Source organism: Sediminibacillus halophilus, from assembly GCF_900103695.1.
Taxonomy (GTDB): Bacteria; Bacillota; Bacilli; order Bacillales; family Amphibacillaceae; genus Sediminibacillus; species Sediminibacillus halophilus.
This window is the reverse complement of the sequence record NZ_FNHF01000001.1, coordinates 25,800-42,545: the sequence shown is the minus strand read 5'-3', so window position 1 is coordinate 42,545 and position 16,746 is coordinate 25,800. Positions and strand designations below refer to the sequence as shown.

Here is a 16,746-nt window from a genome sequence, read left to right as displayed (position 1 = left end):
AATATCTCAGTGTTTTCATTATATTTCTTCGCAATGTTCCTCAAAAATATGTTGAAGTTTTTCTACGACATCTACCGGTCCAAATCCTTCAATATCATGGCGTTCAACCATAGTGACGATTTTTCCGTCCTTTAGAAAGGCGAAGGAAGGGGATGATGGTGGATAACCTTCAAAATAACTTCTTGCTTGTTCAGTTGCTTCTTTGTCCTGTCCTGCAAAAACGGTAACCAGATGTTCCGGACGCTTGTCATAATGAATAGCATTCGCAGCCGCAGGACGAGCGACACCACCTGCACAACCACAGGTAGAATTGACCATAACTAGTGTTGTACCTTTACGGTTCAGAGCTTGGTCAACTTCTTCTGGTGTAGTTAGCTCTTCATAACCTGCTTCTGTTATATCTTTACGTGCCGAATTGACGACATCATCCATGAATAAATTGAAATCCACTGTATATCCATCTCCTTAAAGTTGATATTACTGTACTCATCGTAACAAGAATAATCCAGAGTTTCAATCAGACTGTTTAGACAAGGTTTCAGGCATATCCGACTTGCCGTTTTTTTCATTATAACCTACAAGCTGCAGCTGACTTGCCAGTTCCCGGTAATTTTTCAGTAATGCGTTTTCACAATTTTGCCACAATTTCAGCCATTTTCATACTGGTCTTGTTCCTTAATGTCCAGTTTACCGCCAGCTGCAGGCTGATTTCTTTTATACATGTTTATGACCAGGTCACCTACACCCATGGCGATAAAACCATTCAAAACGCCAAATATCATGATAATGTTGCCTCCCCCAGTGAAAAATGAGATAACCAGTACCGCAATACTATAAACAGCAAAAATTAATCCTAATATGTATAGAATTCGTCCTACGATCATTATTTTCTCTCCTTTGGCTTTCTTCCTAGAGGTGGTTCTACAGCTTGTTTTAATGAATTGTTTCTTGATTGTTTATTGACAGAATTCCTCCTTTATGTGAACGACACAGAAGCAGGTTAAAAAGCTGAAAGGATCATGATTCCTTTTCCAGCACTACGACAGCATAGGGGGGACAGTTATTCATTACTTTCGTTTGAGGAGAGACTTTGAAAATAAATCATAAGAATTGTCTATTATTCCGGAAAATACGCATCCAATTGCTCTCTCTCTTCTCCCTCACGCAGAACTGGAAAGATCTAATTTAGAATACCCGACTTCCTGGCTTTCCGCCATATAACCACTCAATGCCACGTATGGAAAATAACAACACCTCGTTGATCGAGTTCCTCCGATGTCTTCTCATATATATTGTTAGTTTACCATATCCAAGAAGACTTTTTATTAGTAAGAAAAGCTATATCGAATAATATCCCACCTTTAAAAGATACAATGTTAAAGATGGATTTTACTACGGATACCGTGATGATGAGGGTTGACAAAGCTGGCAAAATTACAACTGAAGGACTAACATAATTCTAACCAACCAAAGACTGATAGAAAAATAATTGGAATAAACAAGAGAAATTTAACTAGTATCCTCGTTTCGAGTTACGAAGCTGTACAAAGTGAAGGAAATGACCGAAGGATCCAGCGGTAGAAATAGCTAAAATTGAAGTCTCATAGTTCAAGAAAGCACACCCGCATGTCCCAAATCCTGCCCTTAACTATTCAGCAGTGACCTTTCCCTGTTCTCCTTGTTTGCCTTTCTTACAGAAGTAACCATAAGAAATACACCCATTAAACCGAATAATATAGCCATTGATAAAGGCACCGTACCCACTTCCCTTAAAGCGTGACCAAAAATACCATACCGTCCATCCCAACTTGTACTGGCCAATACATGAGAATAGACCGAGGCAGCAATCAAGGTTTATCCATAAAGAATCACACTTAAAAATAAGAAAGCAAGACCGAAAGTTGTCATTTCATTTGATCATCCTCCTAATGCTTTTCTATTCGTTATGAGAAAAAGAAAGACCAAATCCGCTTGTGATTTGGTCTGCAAATGTCATGTATGCGTTTATCTGGTTTAACATCCAGAAAGAACTACTTAGTTGGACTGTTTTCTCTCAACCCGCTCTGTCAAAGATTGATGTTCAAGTAAATCAATAAATCGGCGTATTTTCACTTGATGTATTTTCTAAGATTTCCTTCAAGCGGGCGAGGAACTGTCCGCAAACCAATCCGTCTAAAACACGATGATCGAGTGATAGACAAAGATTGACCATATCTCTTGCTGCAAACATGTCATCAATAATCACCGGTCGTTTTACAATGGACTCAACCTGCAAGATAGCAGCCTGCGGATAATTGATGACCCCCATTGATTGTACGGAACCAAACGATCCGGTGTTGTTAACGGTGAAGGTTCCCCCTTCCATATCCTTGGCAGTCAGTTTTCCGTTTCTCGCTTTGCCGGCCAGAGTGTGTATATCCTTGGCGATTCCTTTGATGCTTTTCTCATCAGCTGCTTTTATTACAGGTACAAACAGTTCTTGCTCTTTAGCGACAGCAATCGATATATTCACATCTTTATGCTGGATAATCTTATCGCCGGCCCAGGAGCTGTTAAGCTGCGGAAATTCCTTCAGAGCTTTTGATACAGCCTTCACAAAAAAAGCAAAGAACGTGAGACCGAAGCCTTCTTCTTGTTTAAATTGGTCTTTTACAGAATTTCGGTATTTTACCAGGTTGGTTACATCGACTTCGACCATCATCCAGGCATGAGGGATTTCCGTTTTAGCCTTTACCATATTATTGGCTATTGCCTTCCGTACCCCGGTTACCGGAATTTCCTTCGCGCCAACGGTAGTATGTACTTGTTGCTTCGTTTCCGGTGCCTCAGTATTAGAACTTGCATTTTCAGTAGGTTTGTTATTTTCAGCCATTGTTTCTTTCTGCTTGGACAGACCACCAGAAGCGATGACTTTTTCAATATCTTTTCGAGTGATTCTTCCGCCTTTTCCGCTTCCTTCCACCTGATCAAGCTGGATATTGTTTTCCTGAGCAAGGCGCATGACCGCCGGAGAATATCTTTTTTTCATCGATGTTTCTTCCGTCTTCTGTTCAGGAGCAACTGTGTTACCCGTGGTTTTTGTGTTCGCTTCTTCAGCCGCAGGCGCACTGCTTTCCCCATCTGCTACTTCGATATAACACATTAAATCACCAACAGCTACCGTCTCGCCTTCTTCTGCCGCAATTTCCGTCAAGGTACCTGTAAAGGATGAAGGCACCTCTGCATTTACTTTATCCGTCATTACCTCCGCGATTGGATCATACTTATTGACATGATCGCCAGGCTTTACAAGCCATTGGCTGATCGTACCTTCTGTCACACTTTCGCCAAGCTGAGGCATATTGATTTTTTCTATAGACACAGCGTTCCCTCCTTGTCATTAAAATTCTGCCAGTTCACGCATTGCTTTTTCCACTTTATCGGGATTGACCATAAAGTGTTTTTCCATGGTAGGTGCATATGGCATGGCCGGTACATCCGGTCCAGCCAGCCGTTGAATCGGTGCATCCAACTCGAACAAGCATTCTTCAGCGATGATTGCTGCTACTTCTCCGATAATGCTTCCTTCTTTGTTGTCTTCGGTGAGTAATAGCACTTTCCCAGTTTTGGATGCTGCTTCTACAATCGCCTCCCGATCAAGCGGATAAACGGTCCGGAGATCCAATATATGTGCATCGATTCCTTCCTGCTCCAGTTTCTCCGCTGCCTGTAAAGCGAAATGGACACACAAGCCGTAGGTAATCACTGTAATATCTGAGCCGTTTCTTTTCACGTCAGCCTTTCCCAATGGAAGTGTATAATCATCATCTGGCACTTCCCCTTTTATTAGGCGGTAAGCGCGTTTGTGTTCAAAAAACAGGACTGGATCATCATCGCGGATGGCAGCCTTTAACAACCCTTTAACATCATATGGAGTGGACGGCATGACAATTTTCAAACCCGGCTGATTGGCAAATACTGCTTCAATGGACTGCGAATGGTACAATGCCCCATGAACCCCTCCGCCATACGGTGCCCGGATAGTAATTGGGCAATCCCAATCATTATTTGAACGATACCTTATTTTTGCAGCTTCCGATATAATCTGGTTAACTGCTGGCATGATGAAGTCAGCAAATTGCATCTCAGCTACCGGTCGCATGCCATACATGGCGGCACCGATTCCTACACCTGCGATAGCTGATTCTGCAAGGGGGGTATCAAGAACCCTTGCTTCTCCAAATTTTTCATAAAGTCCGTCTGTGGCGCGGAATACCCCGCCTCTTTTCCCGACATCTTCCCCGAGGACAAATACTTTCTGATCCCGTTCCATCTCTTCTGACAAAGCCTGCGTCACTGCTTGTATATAAGACTTTACTGGCATAAAAACCCTCCTCACTCTGCATAAACATAATTAAAAATTGTTTCCGGGTCAGCATAAGCTGCATTCTCAGCATAATCTGTCGCTTCATTCACCAAACTCATGATCTCATTCTGCATTTCTTGTTCTTTTTCTTCTGTCAACACACCGAGTTCCCGTAAATAAGCTGAAAACGTATGAATGGAATCCTCCTGACGAGCGGCCTCTACTTCTTCCTTTTGACGATATGTACGATCATCATCATCACTGGAATGAGCCGTCAATCTGTAAGAAACAGCTTCGATCAAACTTGGACCTTCTCCACGTCTTCCCCTGTCGGCAGCTTGTTTTACTGCTTCATAAACTGCCAATGGGTCATTGCCATCAACCGTGATACCTGGCATGCCATATCCTTGGGCACGGTCGGAAACTTTTTCACAGGCAAGCTGTTTGCTTACTGGAACAGATATCGCATATTTATTGTTTTCTACCATGAAGATTACCGGCAATTTATGGACTCCGGCAAAATTGGCCCCTTCATGGAAATCTCCTTGGTTGGAAGATCCTTCGCCAAAGGTAACGAGACTGACAAAATCCTTTTGTTCCATTTTCCCTGCAAGGGCTATTCCGACAGCATGCGGAACTTGAGTGGTCACAGGTGAAGAGCCTGTTACGATTCGATTTGTTTTCTGTCCAAAATGGCCCGGCATTTGTCTACCTCCGGAATTTGGATCTTCCGCTTTGGCAAATCCGGATAACATCAATTCTTTTGCAGTCATCCCGAATGCAAGAACCACACCCATATCCCGGTAATAAGGAAGTGCATAGTCTTTTGCACGATCCAACGCAAAAGCTGCGCCCACCTGGGCTGCTTCTTGTCCCTGACAAGAAATGACAAATGGGATTTTCCCTGCGCGGTTTAGCAGCCACATCCGCTCATCGATCCTTCTAGCTAAAAGCATCGTACGGTACATTTCGAGTACCTGTTCATCACTTAAACCAAGTTTATCATGTCTATTTTCCGTCACTGTTTACCCTCCTTGCTATTTATCCATGTATTTGGTTTCCGTCCACAGCCAATGCCGCTTCTCCAATTGCTTCCGATAAGGTTGGATGTGGATGGATGGTTTCCCCAATTTCCCAAGGCGTGGCATCAAGTACTTTTGCCAATCCCGCCTCTGAAATCATATCTGTTACATGGGGTCCAATCATATGGATACCCAGAATATCATCGGTCTCTTTGTCGGCTATAATCTTGACAAAACCTGCAGATTCACCGTGGACCAATGCCTTGCCGATAGCCGTGAATGGCATCTTGCCGGTTTTCACCTGATATCCTTTTTCTTTCGCTTCCGATTCAGTAAAGCCAACACTGGCCGCTTCCGGACTGGAGTACACACAGGAAGGGATTTGCTCATAGCGAATCGGCTCTGGTTTCTGATCAGCCATATGTTCGACAGCCTTTATCCCTTCATGGGAAGCCACGTGTGCAAGCTGCATACCACCGATAACGTCCCCGATTGCATAAATGTGAGATTCTTTGGTCTGATAGGCCTCGTTTACTTGAATTACACCTCGTTCATTGACGACAATATCCGTGTTTTCCAGACCTATGTTGGCTACAATGGCTTCTCGTCCAACCGATACAAGCATTTTTTCGGCAGTGAAAGTTTTCTGCTCACCGTTGATTTCTGCCGTGATTTCAATCCCAGTTTCTTTGCGGAGAGATTCCGGTGCAACTTTTGCTCCTGTATGAATCGTTATGTCTTTCTGCTTGAGCTGGCGGACCATTTCCTTAGCCACATCTTTATCCTCGGTAGGTAAAATTCTGTCCATGTATTCGATTACATCGACCTTTACTCCAAAGTCAGCTAACATCGATGCCCATTCAATCCCGATTACTCCCCCGCCGACGATGATTATCGAAGCAGGCAATTCTTCCATTTGCAATGCGTGGTCAGATGACATCACCAAATCACCATCCAGCTCCAAGCCAGGCAATGTTTTCGGTTTAGATCCAGTAGCGATAATTACGTTTTTCGGTACCAACATCTCATTTTCGTCACCATTTTCGAATTCAACTGATACCGTACCTGCAGTAGGAGAAAAAATAGATGGGCCCAGAATTCTGCCTGTCCCTTCATAAACGTCGATTTTCCCTTTTTTCATCAGTCCCTGGACACCTTTATGTAATGTATCGATGATGTTCTGTTTACGTTCTTGGACTTTCAAAAAGTTGATAACAGGATCGGAAACGCTTATCCCATACTTATCTGCCTCTTTTGTTTGTCGGAAAATCTCCGCACTCCGCAACAGTGCTTTCGATGGGATACAGCCTTGATGAAGGCATGTACCACCCAGCTTCCCTTTTTCTACAACAGCAGTTTTCAAACCGAGCTGGGAAGCCCGGATAGCAGCTACATAACCACCAGTACCACCACCGATAATCACTAAATCATAATCTTGTGCCATAAACTCACTCCTTTATATATACAGGATTGGGATATTTCTTGGGTTCTTCTTCTCCAGCCAGTACCCGTATTGTCCCTTCTGCAAGTGCCTGCAATTCATTTTCTCCTGGATAAACCAGGACGTCGGCAATCCAATTAACCCGTTCGGCAATCATTTCGACAAATGCTTTCCCATAAGCCAGGCCGCCGGTGAGGACAATCCCATCAACCTTGCCGTTTAACACGACCGCCATAGAACCAATCTCCTTGGCCACTTGATATGCCATTGCCTGATAAACGGCATGAGCCTGCTCGTCACCACTCTCAATCCTCCGCTCTACTTCCTGAGCATCATTGGTTTGCAAATAGCCCACCAAGCCGCCTTTGCCTACAATCTTCTCCATAACCTCATCTCGGAAGAACTGTCCGGAAAAACACATCGAGATCAAATCGCCTGCAGGGACCGTGCCTGCTCTTTCTGGGGAAAACGGTCCATCCCCATGTAGACCATTGTTGACATCAACAACACGACCACAATCATGAGCGCCAACGGTTATGCCACCACCCATGTGTGCAACAATCAAACGCAACTGTCGGTATGGTTGATTCAGTTCATGGGCAGCACGCCTGGCAACTGCTTTCTGATTGAGCGCATGAAAAATACTTTTTCTAGGAATATCGGGAACACCTGAATACCTGGCGATTTCCGCCAATTCGTCCACTACCACAGGATCAACGATAAAAGCATGGATATTCAAACCCGATGCTATTTCGTATGCTAAAATTCCTCCAAGATTGGAAGCATGCTCCCCATTATACCCCATGCGTAAATCCTGTAGCATCTCCTCGTTTACCAAATAGGTTCCGCCTTCTATGGGACGGAGTAATCCGCCCCGCCCGCAAACGGCGCTCAACTTGGAAATATTGATCCCCTCTTGATGAAGCTGTTCCAAAATGACCGCTTTACGGAAAGCATATTGATCGATAACCCGCTGAAATTGTCCTATTTCTTCGGCGGAATGCCTAATTGTTTTCTCAAACAAACATTGATCATTATCGAAAACCCCGATTTTTGTAGAAGTCGAACCAGGATTAATAACTAACACTCGATGAACTTGTAACACCATTTCGTACCCCCGTCGTTAATGTTGCCGAGTCATTATCGTCTACTTATAATGTGGTGACCATTTGTCAAGAATTGGCTCCTTGACTGTTTGAGCATTTCTATTCTTTCTTCCGCCATCCGATCAGCAGCTCTATAAGTCGGAATATCGTCTCGTTGGGAAATTTCAAATACACGTTCCAAATTGCTGTAAATGGTTTCCACTCGCTTCATGGCTCTATCCTGGTTATAGCCAATCAATTCATCTGCAACATTGATAACGCCACCTGCATTGATGACATAATCAGGAGCATATACGATTCCCTTTTCATGAAGAATATCTCCATGTTTTGTATCTTGAAGCTGGTTGTTGGCTGCACCAGCTACAACTTTTGCTTTTAACTGCGGAATCGTTTCATCGTTTATAGTTGCTCCTAATGCACATGGAGCATATATATCGCAATCGACCTCGTAAATATCCTCTGGATCCACCGCTTTGGCGCCATAAGCTTCAACCGCACGATTGACAGATTCTTTATTAATATCCGTGACAATCAATTGGGCTCCTTCCTCATGCAAATGTCCACATAAATTAAAAGCAACATTTCCGACACCTTGAACAGCTATGGTTTTGCCTTCTAGTGAGTCAGTTCCAAAAGCTTGTTTTGCAGCAGCCTTGATTCCTTTATACACTCCGTAAGCTGTTACTGGCGAGGGGTTTCCGGAAGATCCAAATTCAGGAGAAATTCCGGTAACGAAATCCGTTTCTTCATGGATTAAATCCATATCGTGAACAGTGGTTCCTACATCTTCTGCTGTGATATATCTGCCGTTTAGTCCCTGAATAAATCTTCCGAATGCACGGAACATCGCTTCGTTCTTATCTTTCTTAGGGTCACCGATAATCACTGTTTTTCCGCCACCAAGGTTGAGGCCGGCTGCAGCATTTTTGTATGTCATTCCTTTAGCTAATCGCAACGCATCCGTGATCGCTGCTTCTTCCGATTCATAAGTCCACATTCTCGTCCCGCCCAGTGCTGGTCCTAATGTCGTGTCGTGAATTGCAACGATCGCTTTCAAACCTGATTGTTCATCTTGACAGAATAATAGTTGTTCATAATCGTAACTTTCCATGTACTTGAATATTTCCATTGTTCTTCCTCCTTATTGTAACGTGCGTAAAGCTAATGCCAGTGAAAATAACTTGTTTTCAGCCGTATCGGAACGAGAAGTAAGGACAATCGGCGCTCTTGCTCCTGCAATGACAGCAGCTACCTTGGCCCCGGCAAAATAAATAAATGATTTATATAATGCATTTCCCGTTTCGATAGTCGGCACCAGCAAAACATCCGCACATCCCGCGGTATCTGATTCGATATTTTTTTGTGCAGCCGCTTCCGCAGAAACAGCCACATCAAAGGCCAGCGGTCCATCTAGCAGACAACCTGTAATCTCCCCATTCTTCTGCATCTCGGAAAGTTTGGCTGCATCGACGGTTGCCGGCATGGCGCGGTTGACCTTTTCTACTGCAGCCAATGCAGCAACTTTAGGTAAATCGATGCCGATGCTTTTAGCAACATGGACAGCATTCCTTACTATACTGGTTTTGGTTTCTAAGTCTGGTGCTATATTCATGGCTGCATCTGTCAGCAAAATACAGTGTTCCCTGCCGGGAATTTCAAAAAGGGCGACGTGGGACAAGACGCTCTCGGTCCTGAGACCATCCTGTTTATCCAGTACTGCCTTTAGCAGTGTACTTGTATCGATATTACCTTTCATGACCACATCAGCGACCCCGTTGCTTACATCCTTAACCGCCTGCTTAGCAGCCAGCTCGGATGTCGTCGCCTCTACAATTCGCAGCCCGTTTTGGGTGTCGACTCCTGCCTCTTCAAAAAAGTTACGGATAAAGCTGCTGTCGCCATAAAGAATAAACTGGCAAAGTCGTCTTTCCAGCCCGAACCTCACAGCAGTCAATACTTCCTCGTCTGCAGCCTGGACTACCGCAACTGTAGGCATATTTCTTTCAGGCATGGTTTGAAGAAGATCTTTTAATTGTTTCATCCAGCATCCCCCGACATTTCAATATAAGTCCTCACAAAAACTATGAAGAATCTTGCATGCTTTTTTTTTCTATATTGTATTTTTCCATCTTATAATATAAGTTCCTAACCGAAATACCGAGTGCCTCTGCCGTCTTTGTCTTGTTAAATTGCCGCTCTTTAAAAGCCGCTTCAATAACTTGCTTTTCAAAGGTTTCCACAGCTTCCTGAAGCGGCTGCCCTTGATAACTGGTTATATCCGGTTTCATGTTCTCTACTGCCTTTTCTGTTGGAAGCTCCGGTAGATGATCCAGGGTAATAACCTCTTCTCCTACCTGCATTTTTATCATGGCTCTTCCAATCACATTTTCCAACTCCCGGATATTGCCCGGCCAGCTGTACGTTTTCAAATACGTTAAAGCTTCATGATTGAGTTCTCTCACATTTCTCCCATAATCCTGATTGATCTTGTCAATCAAATGACTCGAGAGCTCGTCAATATCCTCGATCCGCTCCCGTAACGCCGGAATGAAAATCGGAAGCCGGTTTAATCGGTAGTATAAATCCTCCCGAAATTCTCCATTCATGATAGCCTTCTCTAAATTGACGTTTGTTGCCGTTATTATGCGGACATCCACGCGAATTGGCTTGGTTCCACCAACGCGAAAAATTTCATTCTCCTGCAGTACTCGAAGCAGTTTTGCCTGCAATGACAAGCTCATTTCGCCGATTTCGTCTAAAAAAATGCTTCCGTTATTTGCATCTTCAAAGTAACCGGTTTTTGCACCCTGCTTTGAGTGTGGCAGCACTCCTTCGGCATAACCGAACAGCTCACCTTCGAGCGTTTTCTCTTCCATCGCTGCACAGTTAACTCGGATGAATTTATTGTTTCTGCGGTTGCTTTCATTATGGATAGCATGGGCAAACAATTCTTTGCCGGTACCGGATTCGCCTCTCAACAGAACGGTAGCAGGTGTTTTTGCACCGACACGGGCCTGTTCGAGCGAAAGCTTCATTTCACTGGAGGAACCGATGATATCATCAAACGTATATTTTGCTTCCAGATTCCGAATAATTTGTCTTGCTCTACGGAGTTCACTCGATAAAGAAGTGATCTCCGTTACATCGTGCAGCACTCCTACGCTTCCCTTCAGCTTGCCATCGACGATGATTGGCGCCACATTTACCAAGACCTCTTTTTTTGCTGGGCCCACTTTCATGCGGACCCCTCTAACCGGCCTTCTTGTCTGGAGAACCTTCATGTGCATGCTTTCCCCTTCTGTGATATCCGTGGAAGCTGGTTTCCCAATAATGTCTTTTTCGGCAAGCCCGGTAATCCGGGTGTAAGCGGGATTGACCATGATACCGAGGCCCTCTTCGTCGACGACGCTGATTGCTTCATCGGAAGAATGAAAAATGGCTTCAAGCATTTTCTTCACTTCTTTTAATCCGGTCACTTGCTCTGCGAGCTCAACCACTTCAGTGATATCCCGAAAAACAGCAAACGCCCCTTTTAACCGGTTGTTTGCATCGATAATCGGTATTCTCGTTGTGATGACTTTTTTTCCATTTTCCAAAATCAGCTTCTGATTCACTTCTTTTTTTCTTGAGCGTAACACTTTGGGAAGTCTTGTTTGATCAATCACTTCCCTGATTGGTTTGTGAAGAAATTCTTTTCTAGGCACATCGACGATTTGCTCGGCGCGTTTGTTCACAAAAACAACCGACTCCGAATCATCGATAACAATCATACCCTCGTGGATATTATTCATGATCAATTCTTGCGTATGGGCTTCATTTTTCAACTGGGATAGCAATGTTTCTTTTTCTTCCAACAGTTCCGCGGTTATGTATGCTACCGATCCAGGAATTACTACTGTTTTACGTGCACGTGCCTTGATCAGCTCTTGCAGAACTTCTTCCGACCCGGTAGCTTCTATGACAATGTCAATATCCCGGTCTATCCAGTCTTGCCATCGCCTTCCAGTCGGTATATGATTTGCCTCGGCAGCCTTTAAGCCTGGTGCATGCTTATCCGTATCCACCAATGCAACAATCTTCATACGATTGGTTGCTATCAGCAATTTAAGTAAAGCTGTACCGCCTTTTCCTCCGCCAATGATTAGTACTCGCTTCATCCAGCACCACACCTTGCATTTTTTTGCACACTTCCATCATAAACAAACCTGCACATTTTAGCAAGAAAGACATCGATGTTTATCTTTGCTATACTACATGTGTGCAAGCTTTTTGAGGAAACTGCTTTCTGAAAAGTTGATGCTTTACACTTTTCGTGCCATGAATGCTTTTAGACGGTTATTAGATATAACCTATTTTTTTCGCAACTTAAAGCAAAGGGATAAAGCATTAATGCTTTTTTAATAAGGTGAAAGAGAAGGAGAAAATAAATGAGGTTTATTGCACTACTAATTTTAATCATACCGGGAATAGCGGCCACTTTTGGAATAAAACTGATGAGAGATGCATTTTTCGGAGAATTTTATCCTTTGTTTTTTCACGTGGGAATCCAGTTTACTGTAGGTTTGATCCTCTTATTGTCAGGACTTGCCTTTATAGGTGGGTTTATTATGTTCCGAGACAGAAAAAGAAATCTGACAAAGGGGAAATATAAAAACAATAAATAACTATATCTACATCATAGAAATACAGGAGGTCCGCCCAATGGAAGCATATCTGAACATGTTTCAATCCCAATACCCTTTCAGCTTGTTGTCTGATGAAGAGTTTGAATTCTTGACAAAGCACGCACAAATCAAGGATTACAACCCTCATCAATTCATCATTCATGAGGACCAAAACGAAGACGATATTGACATCCACTTTATGATTTCTGGCTTGGGCAACAGTATCATGCATCGTTCAAACGGTAAACAGTTGTCCATCCGTTATTATTATCCAGGAGATCTTGTCGGGATGATGGTGGTGATGTCCAGCGGTGAAATGAAGTTTTCTGTACAGGCGATGGAAACGACACAGACCCTTTGTTTTCCTAAATCAGCCTTCATGACACTGATGTCTTCAAACCGGCAATTTTCTAATGTCGTATTAGAAGGTATCAGCAGTACGATGAAAAGTTTATATCAGGAAATTAAATATAAGAGTGCCGACTCTGATGAGGAATCAGAAACCGAATTGTACACCAAAAGAGTCGATGGATACATGGAATCGCCTGTTTTCATTCATTCATCTGCAACGATTGCCGAAGCTGCGAAGGTATTGCAAGAAAAAGAACTGGAGGGCGTCATTGTCAGCGATAATCACAAACAAATGCTTGGCATGATTGGCTACTCGGAAATTTTGACTGCATTTTTTCAAAACGATCAGGACAACTATGTTGAAAAGTACATGAAAACGGATGTATATGCGGTAATGTCGAGTAATTTTATTTATGAAGCGCTATCCTACTTAAAGCATCATCCGACATCCATCATTCCCGTTTTTTATAAAGAGAATGTCGTTGGTTTTCTGCGTCAATCCTCTTTTTTCAATATACAGGACTCGATTTATTTTGATTTGACCTACCGGATTTCCAACTCCATAGACGTAGAGGAATTGCGAAAATTATCCCCTTTTTATAACAAAGCGTTTCAAACCTTTGTTCGTCAGCTCATTAATCATGGTACTTTCGGTTACGAAATATGCGAGTTGATATCTAGTGTGAATGATCGAATTCACAAACAGGTAATCCATCTCGCCGAAGAAGAAATGAAAGGTGAAGGCTATGGCACTCCTGCTATTAATTATTGCTTCATTGTGATGGGATCGGAAGGACGAAAAGAACAAGGATTCAGCACCGACCAGGATAACGGTCTTATACTATCCGATTATCAAAATATGAAAAATGTTGAAGAAATAGAGCAATATTTCCGTCTGTTCAGCCAAAAAGTGAATTTCATGCTGGAACAGTGCGGGTTTCCATTATGTACCGGCGGCATAATGTCAAAAGAACCAAAGTGGAGACATTCAATCGGAGAATGGGCCCATAACCTCGAGGAATGGATTAAATCCATGGACGCCCAAGAGATACGAGACTTTACCATTTTCATGGATTTTCGACCAATTTTCGGCGACTATTCTCTCGCATATCAGCTTCGCGAAAAACTAACAGAAAAGGTGAAGAAGAAACTGCACGTCCATCAACTTCTAATGAAGGATACGTTGAGGTTCCGTGTACCTTTTCAGCCTTTTGGCAGAATCATTGGAGTAGGAAAACAGCGGAATCTTAACTTAAAAAAATCTGCTATCATGCAAATCGTCAATGCAGTCAGAATCTATTCCATCCGTTATGGAATAGACAGTGTCGGAACTATTGATCGTTTGAACAGACTGACAGAAGAAGAACGATTTCATCCACGTGATGCAGAAAATGCGAAAATGGCTTTACATCGATTACTGACTTTCCGACTGGAACAAAACCTGTCGCAAATGGAAAACAATAAACCGCTGACCAACGATATCAGCCTGCATCAACTAAATAAAGAAGAAAAACGCAAACTCCGTGAAGCCTTGGCAATCGCCAAAAGGCTGCAGCAAGTGCTGGAATTGAGTTATAACAGGAACAGGGTGGTATAGCTTGTTACCTATTGATTTACAAATAATAAAATATTATCTCTTCGAAAAACCAATGTTCCAGCAAAAAATCAAGCCCTATTTCAATTGGAAGTCTTATCAAAGTCTGGAAGAAAGTCTGGAAAAGGTAGAAAAAGACCCAGCCATTGAAACAACCGATTTCTCCAAAACGACTTTTACTATATTTGATTTGGAAACAACAGGACTAATTCCGGAAATCGGCCATGAGATTATTTCTATAGGCGCCATACAACTTACTGGAAATAAGTTTTGCAGGACAGAAAAGTTTCATCAAATTATCAAACCTGTCCGGCCAGTATCGAGGAGGATAAAAAACTTAACGGGCATCGATAAACATGAATTGGTGAATGCCAGCCCATTCATCGATGCTTTCAGCAACTTCTTGCAATACAGCAGTGGTACCATTCTTGTTGCACATCCGGCAAAATTTGATATTCGTTTTTTACAATCGATGATAAAGCGTTGGAAACTACCAGCATATCGTCCATATGTGCTCGATTCCCAATTAATGGCTAAATGGCTATTGCCCCAAGTAAACCACCAGTTGGATCCATTGATCCGTCACTTGGGAATAGAAAGGTTAGAGCGACACCATGCACTGAACGATGCTATCATGACAGCAGAACTTTTTGAGTATCTGCTTAAAGAAGCAAGGAAGCAGGGTATTTCAACTTATCAGGAGCTTCGGCCAATTCTCGAGCAGTTTCAAAACAAATAACAAGGCTGGACATACTTAAAAAACCGAACGAGTTCGAAAGCTTATCATTTCGAATCATCGTTCGGTTTTAGTATTAGAGCGGCTTTCATCTCAGCCACTTTAATACAAATATAATCGTTTACTGACCTTTAAAAAAAGCTTTGTAAAGTGCCCGGACAGATGCTTCCAGTCCAGATTCTTTAATTCCAAACATCATGGCCACCTCAGAAGACCCTTGGTTGATCATTTCCAAGTTCACATTGGCTTCAGCAAATGCTTCGGTTGCTTTCTGGGCAAGTCCGACCGTGCTATGCATTCCTTCCCCAACAATCATTACTAAAGCCAGGCCACGATCGATCGATACCATGTCGGCATCCAATTCTTCTTTAATCCTGCGGATAACACGTTCTTCTTTTTCCTTAGGAAATTGTGATTCCCTCATGATGACTGACATATCGTCGATACCTGAAGGTGTATGTTCAAAAGAAATGTCCTCATCTTCCAGGATATTTAACAATCTGCGACCGAAACCTAGTTCTCTGTTCATTAAGTACTTGCTGACATAAAGGCTTAGGAATCCTTTATCGCTGGCAATCCCGACTACTGGGTTAGGGGTCATATGCTTTTCCGACACAATCATCGTTCCCAGCCCATCCGGGTTATGTGTGTTTTTAATGCATACTGGGATGCTTGCTTTGAAAGCAGGTATCAATGCTTCATCATGGAAAACAGAAAAACCTGCATAGGAAAGTTCACGCATCTCTTTGTATGTCAATGAAGTAATTTCCCTTGGGTTGTCTACTATGGTTGGGTTCACACAATAAACAGAGTCTACATCCGTAAAGTTTTCATACAAGTCGGCCTTCACCCCTGCTGCGACAATCGAACCAGTTATATCAGACCCACCTCTTGGGAATGTCATCAGTTTGCCTTCCTTTGTAAACCCAAAAAATCCTGGTATTACCACGATGTCTTTACGGTCATGGAGCTTGTACAGATGATCGAAGCTTTCATCCAAAATTTGCGCACTTCCCGGTTCATCGCTGACGATGATGCCTGCTTCTTTAGGATTTAAGTAGGATGCATCCATCCCAAGGGATTGTAAATAAACACTTAAAAGTTTTGCAAGGGAATCCTCTCCAACGGCCTTGAAAGCATCCTTCTTCAACTCATTCTCATAGTCAGAATGGATCACCGACTGGATATCCTTCCGAATTTCATGCAAGATCTGTTCTGGAAGGCCCAGTTCATCTGTGATATCCTTAAATCTTTCGATGACAAGATCGATTTCTTTTTCATAACTTTCCCCGTTTACATAAGCGTTGCACAAGTTGATCAACAAGTCAGTGACTTTTGTATCATCACTGTACCGTTTTCCTGGTGCAGAAACGACGATAACCCGTCGATCAGAATCGGCTTGTATAATTCCTGCCACCTTTTCAAGCATTTTTGCGCTTGCCACAGAGCTTCCGCCAAACTTAGCTACTTTCATGTCAATTACTCTC

General features: G+C 42.9%; 15 protein-coding genes. 3 read left to right on the top strand and 12 right to left on the bottom strand.

Annotated features, from left to right (window positions below):
• Window positions 1-18: 18 nt before the first annotated feature.
• From BLR82_RS00215 to BLR82_RS00170, 11 genes are all read right to left on the bottom strand, one after another.
• Entirely contained in the window at window positions 19-450 is a 432-nt protein-coding gene (locus BLR82_RS00215; protein WP_083334658.1) for a BrxA/BrxB family bacilliredoxin, read from the bottom strand.
• Window positions 451-513: 63 nt separating this feature from the next.
• Window positions 514-645, bottom strand: a complete 132-nt coding sequence (locus BLR82_RS21435) for a hypothetical protein (RefSeq protein WP_281242145.1) — start codon at window positions 643-645, stop codon at window positions 514-516.
• Window positions 646-647: 2 nt separating this feature from the next.
• Entirely contained in the window at window positions 648-884 is a 237-nt protein-coding gene (locus BLR82_RS00210) for a hypothetical protein (RefSeq protein ID WP_074597019.1), read from the bottom strand.
• A gap of 1,205 nt (window positions 885-2,089) precedes the next feature.
• Entirely contained in the window at window positions 2,090-3,361 is a 1,272-nt protein-coding gene (locus tag BLR82_RS00205) for a dihydrolipoamide acetyltransferase family protein (protein WP_074597018.1), read from the bottom strand.
• A gap of 18 nt (window positions 3,362-3,379) precedes the next feature.
• Window positions 3,380-4,363, bottom strand: coding sequence for an alpha-ketoacid dehydrogenase subunit beta (locus BLR82_RS00200; protein ID WP_074597017.1), 984 nt, complete (start codon window positions 4,361-4,363; stop codon window positions 3,380-3,382).
• An 11-nt stretch (window positions 4,364-4,374) separates the two neighbouring features.
• Complete coding sequence (locus tag BLR82_RS00195) at window positions 4,375-5,313, bottom strand: thiamine pyrophosphate-dependent dehydrogenase E1 component subunit alpha (RefSeq protein WP_083334737.1); 939 nt, start codon at window positions 5,311-5,313, stop codon at window positions 4,375-4,377.
• Window positions 5,314-5,386: 73 nt separating this feature from the next.
• Window positions 5,387-6,811, bottom strand: a complete 1,425-nt coding sequence (gene lpdA, locus BLR82_RS00190; protein WP_074597015.1) for a dihydrolipoyl dehydrogenase — start codon at window positions 6,809-6,811, stop codon at window positions 5,387-5,389.
• A gap of 4 nt (window positions 6,812-6,815) precedes the next feature.
• Window positions 6,816-7,916: a butyrate kinase gene (gene buk / locus BLR82_RS00185; RefSeq protein ID WP_074597014.1), complete on the bottom strand. Its 1,101-nt coding sequence runs from the start codon at window positions 7,914-7,916 to the stop codon at window positions 6,816-6,818.
• A 32-nt stretch (window positions 7,917-7,948) separates the two neighbouring features.
• On the bottom strand, window positions 7,949-9,043 hold the full coding sequence (bcd, locus tag BLR82_RS00180) for a branched-chain amino acid dehydrogenase (protein WP_074597013.1): 1,095 nt from the start codon (window positions 9,041-9,043) through the stop codon (window positions 7,949-7,951).
• 12 nt (window positions 9,044-9,055) lie between these two features.
• A complete protein-coding gene (gene yqiS, locus BLR82_RS00175) occupies window positions 9,056-9,955 on the bottom strand; it encodes a phosphate butyryltransferase (protein ID WP_074597012.1) in 900 nt (299 codons plus the stop codon).
• A 40-nt stretch (window positions 9,956-9,995) separates the two neighbouring features.
• Window positions 9,996-12,071 (bottom strand): sigma 54-interacting transcriptional regulator, encoded by a 2,076-nt coding sequence (locus BLR82_RS00170; RefSeq protein WP_074597011.1) that lies wholly within the window; start codon window positions 12,069-12,071, stop codon window positions 9,996-9,998.
• 270 nt (window positions 12,072-12,341) lie between these two features.
• Here BLR82_RS00170 and BLR82_RS00165 point away from each other — a divergent pair, with 270 nt between their 5' ends.
• The 3 genes from BLR82_RS00165 to BLR82_RS00155 are packed head-to-tail and all read left to right on the top strand — an operon-like array spanning window position 12,342 to window position 15,262.
• Window positions 12,342-12,578, top strand: coding sequence for a DUF2627 domain-containing protein (locus BLR82_RS00165; RefSeq protein WP_074597010.1), 237 nt, complete (start codon window positions 12,342-12,344; stop codon window positions 12,576-12,578).
• 37 nt (window positions 12,579-12,615) lie between these two features.
• A complete protein-coding gene (locus BLR82_RS00160; protein WP_074597009.1) occupies window positions 12,616-14,526 on the top strand; it encodes a DUF294 nucleotidyltransferase-like domain-containing protein in 1,911 nt (636 codons plus the stop codon).
• Window position 14,527: 1 nt separating this feature from the next.
• Complete coding sequence (locus BLR82_RS00155) at window positions 14,528-15,262, top strand: 3'-5' exonuclease (RefSeq protein ID WP_074597008.1); 735 nt, start codon at window positions 14,528-14,530, stop codon at window positions 15,260-15,262.
• 118 nt (window positions 15,263-15,380) lie between these two features.
• On the opposite strand, the gene BLR82_RS00150 is transcribed toward BLR82_RS00155, so the two are convergent.
• A complete protein-coding gene (locus BLR82_RS00150; protein WP_074597007.1) occupies window positions 15,381-16,733 on the bottom strand; it encodes an aspartate kinase in 1,353 nt (450 codons plus the stop codon).
• Window positions 16,734-16,746: the final 13 nt, after the last annotated feature.

Bases quoted from the DNA above. Each gene is read 5' to 3' on its own strand.
- lpdA (WP_074597015.1), bottom strand. From the start codon at position 6,811: ATGGCACAAGATTATGATTTAGTGATTATCGGTGGTGGTACTGGTGGT.
- BLR82_RS00160 (WP_074597009.1), top strand. From the start codon at position 12,616: ATGGAAGCATATCTGAACATGTTTCAATCCCAATACCCTTTCAGCTTG.
- bcd (WP_074597013.1), bottom strand. From the start codon at position 9,043: ATGGAAATATTCAAGTACATGGAAAGTTACGATTATGAACAACTATTA.
- BLR82_RS00200 (WP_074597017.1), bottom strand. From the start codon at position 4,363: ATGCCAGTAAAGTCTTATATACAAGCAGTGACGCAGGCTTTGTCAGAA.
- BLR82_RS00170 (WP_074597011.1), bottom strand. From the start codon at position 12,071: ATGAAGCGAGTACTAATCATTGGCGGAGGAAAAGGCGGTACAGCTTTA.
- BLR82_RS00165 (WP_074597010.1), top strand. From the start codon at position 12,342: ATGAGGTTTATTGCACTACTAATTTTAATCATACCGGGAATAGCGGCC.
- yqiS (WP_074597012.1), bottom strand. From the start codon at position 9,955: ATGAAACAATTAAAAGATCTTCTTCAAACCATGCCTGAAAGAAATATG.
- BLR82_RS00210 (WP_074597019.1), bottom strand. From the start codon at position 884: ATGATCGTAGGACGAATTCTATACATATTAGGATTAATTTTTGCTGTT.
- BLR82_RS00150 (WP_074597007.1), bottom strand. From the start codon at position 16,733: ATGAAAGTAGCTAAGTTTGGCGGAAGCTCTGTGGCAAGCGCAAAAATG.
- BLR82_RS00195 (WP_083334737.1), bottom strand. From the start codon at position 5,313: ATGTACCGTACGATGCTTTTAGCTAGAAGGATCGATGAGCGGATGTGG.
- buk (WP_074597014.1), bottom strand. From the start codon at position 7,916: ATGGTGTTACAAGTTCATCGAGTGTTAGTTATTAATCCTGGTTCGACT.